The organism is Pantoea sp. PNA 14-12, from assembly GCF_004364735.1.
Taxonomy (GTDB): domain Bacteria; phylum Pseudomonadota; class Gammaproteobacteria; order Enterobacterales; family Enterobacteriaceae; genus Pantoea; species Pantoea stewartii.
This window is the reverse complement of record NZ_SOAJ01000002.1, coordinates 708670-722525: the sequence shown is the minus strand read 5'-3', so window position 1 is coordinate 722525 and position 13856 is coordinate 708670. Positions and strand designations below refer to the sequence as shown.

The window sequence follows — 13856 nt, the reverse complement described above, 5'->3', positions numbered from 1 at the left end:
CACAGCAATGTCGCGAGCGTAAGGTGCTTTCGTCAGCACAAAAATGAGGTGAACGATGAAACAACATGTCTATATCGTCTGGTCGCATCCGCGCAGGAATTCGTTAACCGCGCAGATGGTCCACAGCCTGCGCCAGCGCGCAGAGGCGCGCGGCGCCCATGTTACTGAACTGGATTTGTATCGCAGCGATTTTGATCCGGTGTTACGTGTCGAGGATGAACCGGAGTGGGGCAACCCGGATAAGCGCTATTCGCCAGAGGTCCACCGCCTGTTTGCTGAACTGGACAATCAGGACATTATCTTCTTTGTCTTCCCGGTGTGGTGGTACAGCTTTCCGGCCATGTTGAAAGGCTATCTTGAGCGCGTATGGAATTATGGCCTGGCCTATGGTGAGCAAAACCGGTTAACGGCAAAAACGGTGCGCTGGCTGGCGCTGGCGGGCGGCTCCCATCGGTCATTTATTAAATATGGCTGGGAGAAAAACATCACCGATCATCTTTTGGGCGTTTCGGCTTATCTGGCGATCCGCGATGTGGACGTCCATTTCCTCTACAACACGTTAGGGGTTGAGGAGGCCATTCAGGATGACGTCAGCCACTATGCACAACTCTTTGAGCAAATGTATGCGGTGGTAGACAGCACGGTTTAACGCAAGGCAGGGCGCAAGCAGGCGCCCTTTAACATGCTCACCGGTACAATGAACGACGCGCGGGGTGCTCTGCTTCGCAGTGCCCGTTTTGCAAGGCGCGAGCATACCCTTTACGGCCGTTTAGCGGGAAATGGAGGCGCGCGTTGACAGCGCTGCAACGTTAATCACGGTGACGGTAGCCACGCCTTTAGCCCGGTCACCGTACCATCGCGCAGGCCTGATCGTATTCCCTTTGCCGCGATCCGCTTCCCGATGACGACATTTTACAAAATCTCCCTGTGGACTATGTTAAGCAACATGTCTTAAGAAAATACATCAGGCAACGGAGAACGTAATGAAAGCAATGACCCTGAAAGCCCCTGGCGGACTGCAGAACATCCACCTGTCAGACCGAGCCGATCCGGGACAGCCGGGAAAAGGCGAAATCCGGGTTGCCATCAAGGCCAGCTCACTGAATTTCCATGACCTGGTCGTCGCGACCGGGCAATTTCCCACCGAAGATGGCCGCATACTGCTGTCCGACGGCGCGGGCGTGGTGGAAGCCGTGGGCGAGGGCGTGACCGATTTTCGCGCAGGTGATCACGTCGTGTCGACATTCTTCCCCGTCTGGCTGTCCGGCAAACCCACCGCGGACGTCGGCGGCTTTGCCCACACGCCGGGCGACGGCATTGATGGCATGGCCAGTGAATACGTTGTGCGGGCGCAGAGCGCCTTTACCCATGCGCCAAAAGGCTGGGCGCACGCTGAGTCAGCCACCATTACGACAGCTGGCCTGACCGCCTGGCGAGCACTGGTGACCGAAGGCAATCTTCAGGCTAATGATACCGTGTTGGTGCAGGGCACCGGCGGTGTATCTATCGCTGCCTTACAAATCGCTAAGGCCATGGGCGCGAAAGTGATTGCCACCTCCTCTTCGGATGAGAAACTGGCGCGCGCCCGACAGCTGGGCGCAGACGAAACCATTAACTATCGCACGACGCCAGAGTGGGGGAAGAAGGTGCTGGAACTGACCGGCGGCGTGGGCGTGGATCAGGTGGTGGAAGTGGGCGGACCTGCCACGCTGGGTGAGTCGCTGAAAGCGATCAAAGTGGGCGGCCACATTACCCAAATCGGCATCATTTCCGGCGATGAAGCCCGGCTGTCCATTTTGTCTGTCCTGGCGAAGCAGGTCACCATCAAAGGGGTGATCGTTGCCAGCCGACAGGATCAGATCGATTACGTGAACGCGCTGGAAGGGATGAATCAGAAGCCCGTCGTTGATCGCCTCTTCCGTTATCAGGACCTCGCCGAGGCCTTTGCCTGGCAGCAGAGCGGTTCGCATTTCGGCAAGATCTGCGTGGAATGGTGAGTCACGCGCAGTAAGGCTGGTGTGTCCGTAGAAACGGTGCCTGATGAGGGCTGAAACCAGAGCCTTCATCAGGCATCGCGGCCTGCACAGAACTAATTATTGTCGTGAATATAATAGGCCGCGTCAGCGGGCATAAAATGGCTGAGCCCGCCTGTCGCAATGCCGACAGCCAGTGCGTGTTGATTATCCAGCAGCATATGGTTGTCTTCGCTGTAGGTAATTTTGTCGATTTGATCATCCGTCAGGTTGGTACAGGTGTGATAAATATTTTTAATAATATTGCGGAATCGGCTGCTAAATTCATTTTTTTCAACCAGCATATTTTCTGAAAAATTTCTGTCCCGAGCATCATGAATCGTGGGCGCATGTAATAAAAAAATCGAATCGTCCATGGTTAGCCGTTTCTTTGCGCCACAATAAATTAAGGTTGCGGAGGATTCGACGGAGGACATATTCACGGTGGTCACCGGAATGGGTGAGTCCTTCACTATCTGATAGCCCATTTTCCCGGCATCAACATCACCGCCGGGGCTGGTGAGATAAAGCTGTATCTCCGTAGCGGCTTTGTAGTTTTGCGCAATCTCGTCAATGGCGGCGGACAGGGCCATAATTTTGTTCTGCGTTATCGCGCCAGTGAAAGCAATTTTTACTGTTTTAACGGTGTTGGGTGGGCGCTTCTCGTCAACGACTTTGTTCATCGCCGCCTGTGAGGTAAAACTGGTCAGGACAAAAACGGCAGCCGCACAGAAAATATATTTCATATTAACTCCATCCTTTTTGCCCTTTAATTATCAGTACGACATTATGTCTGCAATATCTATTATCATTTTGCACGCGTTTGTTACCGCTAAAAATATATTTCAGTATTATGGCTTTTAAATGACTTTTTCAAAATAACCTGCGGCGACGCTAATTTTGTCGAAGAGGGGAACAACGAAGCCGCATCACATATGCAGTCCGGTAAACGGCATACTGCTTTTCAGTATTGTCAGCACCGCAAGGCACCCTGCTGCTTTTATCGCACGGCTCCGCTTTTCCTGGCGTTTGTACCTGCGGGCTTTCTGCGATTCTGCTCAATGCGCCATGTCCCGGGGACGCGGGGGAAGCGGGAAAAGCTCCGGCTGCGTCACATATCCCACGGCAAACTGATCCCTTTTTGTGACAAGTCACACAACCTCATAACATTTGCCAGCACAGGAAAAAGTTTCGCCAGATAATGAGTGTACTTTGTACACCATAGTTTTACAGAGTAAAACATGAAGTTTACCCAGATGTAAAACCATGAACCTTCTGTGAGGAACACCATGTCTGAAAAGAGACCCAATGTGGCCATAACCTCCGATATAGAGCAGCAGACGGTAAAGCGTGTTATATGGCGCATTCTGCCGTTTCTGATTGTCTGTTATCTGATCGCTATCATTGACCGGGGCAATATCGGAATGGCGGCCCTGCAGATGAATGAAGATCTCGGGCTGACCAAAGCGGTGTTCGGCCTGGCGAGCAGCCTGTTTTTTGTGGGGTATTTTCTGTTTGAAGTGCCCAGCAATCTGGCGATGCAAAAGATCGGGGCGAAGATCTGGATATCGCGCATTATGGTGACGTGGGGCATTGTGTCGGTCTGTACGGCCTTTGTCTCCAGTGCCGGGATGCTTTATTTCCTGCGCTTTTTACTGGGCGCGGCGGAGGCCGGCTTTTTCCCTGGCGTGATCCTCTACCTGACCTACTGGATCCCCGGTAAATACCGCGCCCGCGTCATTGCGACCTTTATGGTGGCTATCCCGGCAGCAAACTTTATCGGCTCACCGATCTCCGGGGCCATCCTGTCACTGGATGGCTGGTTTGGCTTACGTGGCTGGCACTGGCTGTTTATTTTAGAAGGCTTCCCGGCCATCCTTTTAGGAATAGCCGCCTTTTTCCTGTTAAGCAACCGCCCGGAAAACGCGACCTGGCTGACGGAAGCACAGCGCAACTGGCTTAGCACAACGTTGGCGGACGAGAATGCGAAACGTAAGGTGATCGGTCATATCTCGCTGTGGCAGTTACTGCGACACAAGCACATCTGGGTGATGGCCTTAATCTATGCCGGTGCCTCGGCGGCAGGTTCCACGCTCAGCGTCTGGTCGCCACAATTACTCAAGTCGTTCGGACTCGACAACTTCACGACCGGTCTGGTGAACGCCATTCCTTACGGCCTGGCGTCCGTGTTGATGATCGTCTGGGGCCGCAGTTCCGACCGTACGGGCGAACGTCGCTGGCACACCGCGCTGACGCTGTTCCTTATTGCGGGTGGGCTACTGTCGGCTTTCCTGACGCAGTCGCTGGCGGGCAGCGTGGTCATTCTGTCGCTGGTGCTGATTGGCGCGTACTCCATGAAAGGGCCGTTCTGGGCACTGGCTTCCGGCTGGCTGTCGTCCAGCACCGCAGCGGCGGGCCTGGCGGCTATCGGTGCCATGGCGAACCTGATTGGCGGCGGGCTGATGGTTAACGTGTACGGGATCATCAACGAGCAGACGGGCAGTCATGCGCTGGCCATGGTTCCGCTGGCCGTGCTCTGCGGGGCGGGCGGTATCGCAGTGCTGATCATGGGCCGCAAAAGCGCGACCAGAATCGAAGCGGATCATAGCCTGTCGACCGTCAGCAAATAAGTCGCATCGCTGAAATCACTGAAGCGCCTCCGGGCGCTTTTTTTTATACCGGAGAAAAGTGAAGGTGAGGCGAACCGCAGGAATGCCGGGAAGGAGCGGTGCCGTGTTCGGTTCTGCCATCCTTATCGGGCAGGCCGAGCGCTCTGATGCGGCAAGGACGCCTGTATACCGTTTCAGCCTGCTCTGCTCCATGTGCTCGCCTGCCATCGTGATGGGATACTTCCCGGAAACCGGTATCGGTTATCGGAAATACCGGGCCGCGATCAGCAGACGAACGCGAACGTTGTTGCGGTGGGAAAGACAACGGCGTGGAAAAACAGTCTGCATGCGCAGGAACGGCGGCAGGAAGGAGGATAATGGAGAAATGAAGCCGTGGGGGGATAAAACCACGCCGCCTCTGATATTGGCGTGGCTTTGTGTCCATTCAGATCGTGCGTCGGGGTTAGTTAACTGAGGCCATAATCCGAGGCGACATCACGCCACCCTGAATGTCGGCGGCGTGGTCGTTTTGTCCGGTCAGGTGTGACGGTAAGGGTCCTTGACGGACGCTACGCAGAAAGCTCCCAGCAGCAGCACCGCCGACACCGCCAGCAGCGCCCACATAAAGCCACCGCTGGTCTGGCGCACATAGCCAATAAGCGAAGGACCCACGAAGCCGCCCAGATTACCAATCGAGACAATCATCGCCAGTCCGCCCGCCGCCGCGCTCCCTGTCAAAAAACCGGAAGGCAGCGCCCAGAATGATGCCTGAAATGCCAGGATGCCGCTCACAGTGAAACACAGCGCAAGCATTTTGAGGACGGGTTCATCAATGAGGGCGCTGCAGCCTAACGCCACGGCGGCGATCACCAGCGCCGCGCTGATCCAGCGAATACGGTGGCGGGAAGCATTCGCGCGCTGTGCCCAAAACAGCATGCTGAAGGCGCCACAGATATAGGGCAACGCGGTCAGAAAACCCGTCGCGGTGTGGCTGACGCCAAGCTGTTTGATAATCTGCGGCATCCACAAACCTACGCCAATTGAGCCGACAATGCCGCAAAAGTTAATAAAAGCCAGAAGGTAGAGCAGGGGATTACGCATTGCATCCCGCAGGCTGGAACCGTGAGCCTGTTCGATCTTTTTCTGTTCATTCGCCAGCCGCCTGCTCAGCAACGCTTTTTCCGCCTCGCTTAGCCAGCCCGCTTTGGCCGGACGGTCATGTAAAAAGAACAGGCACATGACACCAAGTATTACCGCCGGAAAGCCTTCCAGCAGCAACAGCCACTGCCAGTTGCGGATAGTGTCGTGTCCGGTAATTTGCATCAACATGCCGGATAACGGCGCACCGATAATATTCGCCACGGGAATGCCGACCAGAAAGGCGGCTGTGATTTTGGCGCGCCAGCTGCCGGGGAACCAGTAGGTAAAAAACAGGTAAATGCCCGGGGTGAAGCCCGCTTCCGCCACGCCCAGGCAGAAACGGGCAAAGGCAAAGCTGACGGGACCGGTGACGAAGGCGGTGGCCATGGAGATCAGCCCCCACGAAATCATAATACGGGCGATCCAGATGCGGGCACCTACTTTTTGCATGATCAGATTACTGGGCACTTCGAAAAGGAAATACCCGATAAAGAACATGCCCGCGCCAAAGCCAAACTGCTCTGCTGTAATCCCTAAATCCGCGTTCATGCCCAGCGCGGCAAAGCTGACATTCGTGCGATCCAGATAACTGACCACGTAGCAGATAAAAATAAAAGGCAGGATACGGCGAAAGGCTTTGCCTGCCGCGACTTCACTTTGTTCAAAATCCGTTTGAGTCATGCCGTCATGGGACACGGGCACGTCATCCTGCTCCGTCATTGAGCGGGAAGGCGTTGAGTGCAGATTCATGGTTGTCTCCGCTGCGTTGCGTCAACGCAGAGTTATTCTCAGAGAAAAGCAGTGGAAAGAAAGGGCAGCGGGTGGCCTGGCGTTTGCATTGAGCAGGTAAGAATGCTGCCGCTGACAGATTCGGTGATAAATAACTGCCGGCGCTGATCGCCGCCAAAACAGAGGTTGGTGGTGGATCGTCCGACCGGGCTGGTCAGAATCTCAATCGGCTCTGCCAGATCGTTTAACAGCCAGACGCGGCCCAGCCCCGGGTTAGCAATCAGCAGTTCGCCCTGCGCGTTGACGGCGATACCATCAGGACCGCTTGGCCCGTGCGAGGTAAAGAACTGGCCGACTTTGCTGACCGATCCGTCACGCTGAAGCGGTACGCGCCAGATCGCATTGCCGCGTGTCATGGCGACATACAGCACCTTCTCGTCGGGTGACAGCACCAGGCCGTTTGGGCTCGGGCAGTTATCCAGCAGAACGGACAGTTGCCCGTCCTGGCTGAGCCGGTAAACGCGTCCGGACGGATCGTGCAGCCCCGTTTGCCCCTGATCGGTGAAATAAAGATTGCCCCGGCTGTCAGGGGTAAGATCGTTCACGCCGCGAAAACTTTCGCTGTTACGGCGCGAGAGCCACGGCGCGATCGTGTTCTCCTTGAGGCACAGCTTCATCAGGCCGTGACGGTAATCCGTGATCAGAAGCGTATCGGGATCGGTCAGTTTCATGCCGTTGGGTTCGCCGTCGTACTGCACCACGAGCTCCCAGTTGCCCGCCATATCGACACGGAATATGCGGCCATACGGAATATCGGTCAGGTACAGGCAACCCGAGGGATGCCAGACCGGCCCTTCCAGAAAAGAATCGGTCAGCTGGCCGCCGCGATTAGCGGCCGCCCAGGCATTGTGGCTGTCAGGTTGGCGGAAACGATCGGGCAGCCGGGTAAGTACCGTGGTCTGCCTGATCTCCGGTGTAGTCAGGCACATCATACCGTCGCTTCCTTCTGCGCTAAGATCTTCAGCAGATTGGTCACGGAAGCCGTCCCCATTTTCACGTAAGAGTTATCGCTCACGCCGCCGATGTGCGGGGTAATAATGACGTTTTCTACCGTCTGCCAGAGGTTGGGCGCGGTCAGCGGCTCCACAGTAAAGCTGTCCAGCGCCGCCCAACTGAGCCTGCCGCTCCTGAGCGCACGCACCAGAGCATCGTCATCAATCAGTCCACCGCGTGCGGTATTCACCAGCACGGCACCGGGTTTGAACTGTGCCAGCGCCTGGTCATTAATCATCTGGCTGTTTTGCGCGGTCAGCGGACAGTGCAGCGACACAATATCCGCGCGCGCATACAGCGTGGCTAAGTCGTCCACCTGCTCACAGCCCGCGGGCAGCGTTTTCGCCCAGGGATCGTAAGCAATAACCTGCATACCAAACACGCGGCCAATATCGGCCACCCGGCCGCCAATCGCGCCGAGGCCCACAAGCCCGAGCGTCCGGCCTTCCAGTTCAAGGGACTTGTGGCTGGATTTGTCCCAGTGTCCTTCACGCATCCGGCGATTCAGCGGAATCAGGGATTTGGTGCAGGCCAGAATCATTGCCCAGGTATGTTCAGCCACCGCCGCCGCGTTGGCACCCGGCGCAGACTGAACGCTGATGTTTCGTTCGGCCGCCGCGGCTTGATCAATAACGTCAATGCCGCTGCCATGTTTGGAGATCACGCGCAGCGCAGGCGCGGCATCCATGATGCGGGCGTTAATTTTTCCATAGCGCACCACGATTCCGACGGGATTATACTGCTGGCACAGCGCGACCAGATCGTCTTCGGTTGGCCTGGTGCCCGCAAACACCACTTCATAATCGTTCAGCATCGCAAGCGCGGCGGGGGCGATGTCAGCGCCGGTAATAATGACAGTATCCTGTTTGCGCATCAGAGTTCCTCCCCTTCCGCTAACATGCCTGCTGCACGCAGGGCACCGTTCAGCCAGGTCGGTCTTTTGTCTCCGGCTTTGATTGCCGCAATACGGCGGGTTTCCATATCCAGCTTTTTCGCCGCGAGTTCCAGCACCAATTCGACCTCGTCACGTGGAACGACCACCACACCATCGATATCACCGACCACCAGATCGCCCGCGTTGATCGTCGCACCGGCCACAGAAACCGGGTAATTCACACGACCGGGAATCAGCTTGGTCGGGCCACATGGGTTCAGGCCAGCGGCGAAAATCGGATAGGTGTGGTTGCTCAGCGCATCCGCATCCCTGACCGCGCCATCGATGATAATGCCGGCAATGCCGGACGCTTCTGCCTGGGTCGCCATGATTTCGCCTAGCAGCGCACAACTGATATCGCCTTTACCGTCTACCACGATGACATCACCGGGTTTGGCCACCGCCAGCGCAGCATGGATCGCCAGGTTATCACCTGAACGCACTTCCACTGTTACCGCCGGTCCGGCCACTTTCATATGCGCACCCAGTGGCTTAACGCGGCCATGGAGCGTGCCTCGTCTGCCCGCGACATCCGCAAGAATCGCGGCCTGAAATTCAGCGGCACGTCTGACATAATCATGACTGACTCGCGTAACGTCGCGGTTGATCATCGGTTTTTCGTTCGCGGACATGGGTCACCTCACAGGTTTGATGTTTTACAGAGTAAAACTGTGTTGTACATAATGAAATTACTATATCGGTGACACTGACGCTCGCGCCAGTGTTGCGAGCTTGTTTGTGATGTAAATAAGATGTGACTCACAGTTTCAGGTACACTCAGTGCCAGCAAAAATCAGGAGAAGCGAAATGGGAAACGAAGGGGTTAATGCGGTAGAGAAGGCGCTGGCATTGCTGGATTGTTTTAAGCCAGGCGAAGAAAGCCTGTCCCTGACGGCGCTGTCGCAGCTCTCGGGCTACCACAAAACCACCGTTTATCGCCTGATGAATTCGCTGGAACGCATGAGTTATGTAGTCAGACGGGATAACGGGATTTATACCCTGGGACCAAGACTGCTGTATCTGGGCAAGCTCTACGAACAGTCGTTTCATCTGGCCAGCGTGGTCCAGCCCGAGCTACAGGCGCTGGCTTCGGCCACCCATGAAAGCGCCAGCTGGTATGTGATTGATAACGGTCAGCGTCTTTGCGTCTTCCGTGCGGAATCGTCGGATGGCCTGCGCCATACGCGACTGCCGGGCTCGCTTTATCCTCTGGATAACTCGGCGATTAGCCAGGTGCTGCGTTACTGGGGAATGGGCGAACCCCTGTTTGCTGAGACACCGGACTTACCGCTCTATACGTCGGGGGCGCGCGATCCGCACACTGCCGCCTTTGCCATCCCGGTGTTTGGCGAAGGGGATAAATTAACGGCCGCCCTGGCGCTGACCGGTCCGTCATCACGCTTAACCCTGGACCGCAAAGCGGCAGGGCTGGGTGACCTGATGCGGGAAAGTGCCGCCAGATTGTCGGCTCAGTTAGGGGCCAGAAAGCCGTTTTGCGATGGGGTTTACTGGGGTAAATAGCGGGCAGTGCCGCGCGGTTGGGTCAAGAACCGTTCGGCGGCTGAGCAGGGCAGGCATGTGCTGCCGTCCTCCGCCCCGTGGGCAGGCAGAACTCCGACATATATTCTACTGCTGAGCCGGGCGCATCCGCGTTTCTCCGCTTGCCTGCAATCGGCCAGTGATAAAGTGGACCGCGCGGCGACGTCCACGGCTCCGCTTCCGCGCCACGAAAGCGTGAGTCAGGTTAGCGGTAATAGATCGCTATCCGCTGTTCCGCCACCGTTTCAATCGCCACCGGAATCTCAAACAGCCGCGTCAGCACGTCCGGCTGCATGATGTCGGCTGGCGTACCGCGCATAAAAACGGCGCCGTTTTTCATGGCAATGATGTAGTCGGAATAGGCGGAGGCGAAATTGATATCATGAATGACCAGAATGATGGATTTGCGCAGTTCATCCGCCGCCCGTCGTAATTGCTGCATCATGGTCACGCTGTGTTTCATATCCAGATTATTTAGCGGTTCATCTAACAGAACGTACTGCGTATCCTGGCACAGCACCATCGCCACAAAGGCCCGCTGCCGCTGCCCGCCGGACAACTCATCCAGATAACGCTGTGCCAGCGGCAACAAATCCAGAAAATACAGCGCCTGCTCAATATGGTGCCTGTCCGCTTCCGTTATCCGTCCTTTTGACCAGGGATAGCGGCCAAAACTGACCAGATCGTACACCGTCAGCCGATGGGTAAAATGATTCTCCTGCCGTAGCACCGACAGCACTTTTGCCAGCTGTTCAGTGTGCGCCTCGTTCACCACCAGCGAATCGATTCTGATTTCACCGCTGTCCGGCGTCAGCAGTCGGCTCATCACCGACAGCAGAGAGGATTTTCCGGCACCGTTAGGACCAATGATGGCAGTGATGCCCGACGCGGGCAGGGTTTCATTGATATTGTTGAGAACAGAAAGCGTGCCGTAGCGCTTATTCACATTCACCACTTCAATCACGTTGCCACCTTTTTAAGCACCAGATAAAGAAAGAGTCCACCGCCAACACATTCAATGATGACGGACAGCGTGCCTGCCCTGTCCAGCAGTCGCTCCAGAATGAGCTGTCCGCCGGTCAGCGTAATCATGCCGATGAGTACCACGGCAGGCAGCATCTCGCGATGACGCCATGAGCCCATGGCGGGCCAGGCCAGATTCACGATCAACAAGCCCAGAAACGTCATTGGCCCCACCAGCGCGGTTGAGATCGCTACCAGCAGGGAGATGAGCAGCAACAGACCGGTCACGTAGCGCTGAACGGGCACGCCGAGTGCGGTGGCGGTATCGCTGCCCAGCGCCAGCACGTCAAGGCGATGGCGCATGCGCCAGATGATTACCGTCACAACAGCAATGACGCTGCCTGAGAACAGCAGGACGTCGCTGTCGGCGCGGGTAAAGGTGGCAAACATCCGGCTCTGTAAAACGGCAAATTCTCCCGGTGATAGCAGGCGCTGCATCAGTCCGGACAGACTGCGGAACAGCGTGCCGAACACCAGGCCTGCCAGTAAGACGCGCTGGAGTTCCAGCCCGCTGCGGTTAAATAACCAGCGGTAAAGCAGCGTGGCAAACAGCATCAGAAGCGCCGTTTCGCCCAGAAACTGCACCACAGGGTAGGTCTGGCTCAACGGCGACAGGTGAATAAAAAAGACCATCAGCGTCTGAAGTAAAATAAACAGCGACTCCAGCCCCATGATCGACGGCGTAAGAATGCGGTTTTGCGTGATGGTCTGGAAAAGCAGCGTGCTGATGCCCGAGGCAAACGCAACCAGCACCATAGTCAGTAAAATCTGCCCGCGGTGTTTCAGGAGATAGCCGATATTGCCCTGCAGGTTAAGGGTCAGAAACAGCGTGCAGAGCGCAATCGCGATGATGGTCAGCAAACACAGCCGTCCGGCAGGGGAGCGCATCCTGTTCAGCACGCGAGACGGCAGCGAACACTCAACGGCCATGGCGTTTCCCCTTCATAATCAGCAGCAGAAACACCGCCGCGCCCAGTACACCGAGCAACGTACTGACCGGGATCTCGAACGGCTGCACGATAAGCCGCCCCAGGATATCGCAGCTTACTACCAGCATAGCCCCCGTCAGCGCGACCCAGTGCACGGTGCGTCGCAGGTTATCGCCAGCCAGCAGGCTGACAATATTCGGCACGATTAACCCCAGGAACGGCAGGACCCCGACGACCACGATAACCACGCCGCTGATGAGCGCAATCATCGCCATGCCCGTGAGCTGAACACGACGGTAGTTCAGCCCGACGTTTACGGAAAAATCATGCCCTAAACCGGCGACCGTGAAACGGTCGGCAAGCAGGCCAGCGAGCAGGGCGATCATCCCTACTAGCCACAGCAGTTCATAGCGCCCCTGCATGACGCTGGAAAAATCCCCCGATTCCCAACTGCCCAGCGCCTGTAGCAGGTCAAACTGCATCGCCAGAAAGGTGGTGACCGAACTGAATACGGCCCCCAACATGATGCCGGTCAGCGGCACAATAAGGGCGCTTTTCTGACGAACATGGGCGATTAACAGCATAAACAGCAGGGTACCGGCCAGGGCGAACAGGGCGGCAATGCCCATTTTGACTATGACGGGCGCGGCGGGATAAAACAGCATGACCAGCAGTAAGCCCAGACCGGCGGACTGTGTCGTTCCCACGACAGAGGGCTCGACAAAACGGTTTTGCGTCAGCATTTGCATGATTTGCCCTGCAACGCTCATGGCGCTGCCAGCCAGCACCAGCGCGACCGTGCGCGGCACGCGACTCACCCACATCATCTCCTGCATGTCGGCATCGCGCCACACGTCCATCAGTGACAGCTGCGTGACGCCCGTCATCACACTGAGCATCATCAGCGCCCCCAGCAGGATCAGGCTAAAGCTAAAGGCCACGGACTTCATTCTGGGCGGACGCCGGCTGTGCTGAGTGCCTGCCTGATCTGCTCCATCATCAGGCTGTAACTCTGGATCCCGCCAGCGAGGTACAACGAGGCCGAATCCAGCCAGATTATCTGCTGTTTTTTCCATGCCGTGGTGCGGCGCACCAGCGGATTATCCAGTACCTGCCGGGCAGAAACGCCCGCCTTGCTGCCGATGGCGCTGTCGCGATCCAGAACGAACAGCCAGTCCGGATTGGCCTGCATGATGAGTTCGGGCGAAATGGCGTTTCCGTGTTTACTGGCGGTCGGCAGGGCGATGGCCGGTCTGAACTGCAGGACATCAAAAATAAAACCAAAGCGGGAATGCGGTGTGTAAGCACTGAGTTTGCCGCCGTTGACCATCAGCATCATGGCCGTGCCTGCCTGAGCCGCCTGGCGGCGAAGGTCAGCAACCTGCGCATCAAATCTCGCCAGAACGGTGCTCGCCTGCGCCTGTTTACCCATGATTTCACCCAGTTGCGTGGTTCGCTGACGCAGGCTGTTTAAAACATCATTGGGATCGATATCCAGCGATACGGTCGGCGCAATGTCGCTGAGTTTGTTATAGGCCGCCAGGGCTCTGCCGCCGGCCAGAATCAGATCCGGCCTGGCGCGGCTCAGGGCCTCATAGTCAGGCTCAAATAACGTGCCCGCATTGAGGTACTCATCACTGTTGTAGCGCGCCAGATGGGCCGGATAGCTTATCGCGGTCCGGGGCACGCCCAGCGGATGAATTCCTAACGCATCGGCACTGTCCAGCGTTACCGGGTTTAAGATCACCACACGTTGGGGATGCAGAGGAATAGCCGTTGTGCCCTGAAAATGCGACAGCTGGACGGTGGGCGCGTCGCTGGCCGACGCCAACGGCGCGCTCAGTAAGCAGGCGAGCGCCAGTAAACCTGCCAGACGGGAAAAACGCAT

13 protein-coding genes are annotated in these 13856 nt (G+C 56.8%); 4 read left to right on the top strand and 9 right to left on the bottom strand.

The features are described 5' to 3' along the window. Nucleotides 1-55 precede the first annotated feature (55 nt). On the top strand, nt 56-649 hold the full coding sequence (locus tag C7434_RS10915) for an NAD(P)H oxidoreductase (RefSeq protein WP_033739402.1): 594 nt from the start codon (nt 56-58) through the stop codon (nt 647-649). A 334-nt stretch (nt 650-983) separates the two neighbouring features. Continuing rightward, entirely contained in the window at nt 984-1997 is a 1014-nt protein-coding gene (locus C7434_RS10910; protein WP_033739399.1) for an NAD(P)-dependent alcohol dehydrogenase, read from the top strand. Nucleotides 1998-2089: 92 nt separating this feature from the next. Here C7434_RS10910 and C7434_RS10905 read toward each other — a convergent pair whose 3' ends face one another. Next, a complete protein-coding gene (locus C7434_RS10905) occupies nt 2090-2758 on the bottom strand; it encodes an ATP-dependent Clp protease proteolytic subunit (protein WP_033739398.1) in 669 nt (222 codons plus the stop codon). Between the two features lie 543 nt (nt 2759-3301). Between C7434_RS10905 and C7434_RS10900 the strand changes: the two genes are divergently transcribed. Continuing rightward, nucleotides 3302-4642 carry an MFS transporter gene (locus tag C7434_RS10900; protein WP_033739396.1) on the top strand — a complete coding sequence of 447 codons (1341 nt, stop codon included), beginning with the start codon at nt 3302-3304 and terminating at the stop codon, nt 4640-4642. A 516-nt stretch (nt 4643-5158) separates the two neighbouring features. On the opposite strand, the gene C7434_RS10895 is transcribed toward C7434_RS10900, so the two are convergent. The 4 genes from C7434_RS10895 to C7434_RS10880 are packed head-to-tail and all read right to left on the bottom strand — an operon-like array spanning nt 5159 to nt 9109. After that, nucleotides 5159-6511, bottom strand: a complete 1353-nt coding sequence (locus C7434_RS10895; RefSeq protein WP_033739395.1) for an MFS transporter — start codon at nt 6509-6511, stop codon at nt 5159-5161. 38 nt (nt 6512-6549) lie between these two features. Next, on the bottom strand, nt 6550-7482 hold the full coding sequence (locus tag C7434_RS10890; protein ID WP_033739393.1) for an SMP-30/gluconolactonase/LRE family protein: 933 nt from the start codon (nt 7480-7482) through the stop codon (nt 6550-6552). Further along, nucleotides 7479-8417, bottom strand: coding sequence for a hydroxyacid dehydrogenase (locus C7434_RS10885; RefSeq protein ID WP_033739391.1), 939 nt, complete (start codon nt 8415-8417; stop codon nt 7479-7481). Before C7434_RS10885 ends, C7434_RS10890 begins: the two co-directional genes overlap by 4 nt. After that, a complete protein-coding gene (locus C7434_RS10880; RefSeq protein ID WP_033739389.1) occupies nt 8417-9109 on the bottom strand; it encodes a diguanylate cyclase in 693 nt (230 codons plus the stop codon). The genes C7434_RS10885 and C7434_RS10880 overlap by 1 nt, the downstream gene beginning before the upstream one ends. 175 nt (nt 9110-9284) lie before the next feature. On the opposite strand from C7434_RS10880, the gene C7434_RS10875 reads away from it, so the two are divergent. Beyond that, nucleotides 9285-9998: an IclR family transcriptional regulator gene (locus C7434_RS10875; protein WP_033739386.1), complete on the top strand. Its 714-nt coding sequence runs from the start codon at nt 9285-9287 to the stop codon at nt 9996-9998. 223 nt (nt 9999-10221) lie between these two features. On the opposite strand, the gene C7434_RS10870 is transcribed toward C7434_RS10875, so the two are convergent. Genes C7434_RS10870 through C7434_RS10855 form a run of 4 tightly spaced genes read right to left on the bottom strand, consistent with a single transcriptional unit; the run spans nt 10222 to nt 13856 of the window. Then, a complete protein-coding gene (locus C7434_RS10870) occupies nt 10222-10980 on the bottom strand; it encodes an ATP-binding cassette domain-containing protein (RefSeq protein WP_033739385.1) in 759 nt (252 codons plus the stop codon). Further along, nucleotides 10977-11969 (bottom strand): iron chelate uptake ABC transporter family permease subunit, encoded by a 993-nt coding sequence (locus tag C7434_RS10865; RefSeq protein WP_050504840.1) that lies wholly within the window; start codon nt 11967-11969, stop codon nt 10977-10979. The genes C7434_RS10870 and C7434_RS10865 overlap by 4 nt, the downstream gene beginning before the upstream one ends. Then, nucleotides 11959-12918, bottom strand: a complete 960-nt coding sequence (locus C7434_RS10860; protein WP_133745460.1) for an iron chelate uptake ABC transporter family permease subunit — start codon at nt 12916-12918, stop codon at nt 11959-11961. Before C7434_RS10860 ends, C7434_RS10865 begins: the two co-directional genes overlap by 11 nt. Then, nucleotides 12915-13856, bottom strand: a complete 942-nt coding sequence (locus C7434_RS10855; RefSeq protein ID WP_058702319.1) for a siderophore ABC transporter substrate-binding protein — start codon at nt 13854-13856, stop codon at nt 12915-12917. The genes C7434_RS10860 and C7434_RS10855 overlap by 4 nt, the downstream gene beginning before the upstream one ends.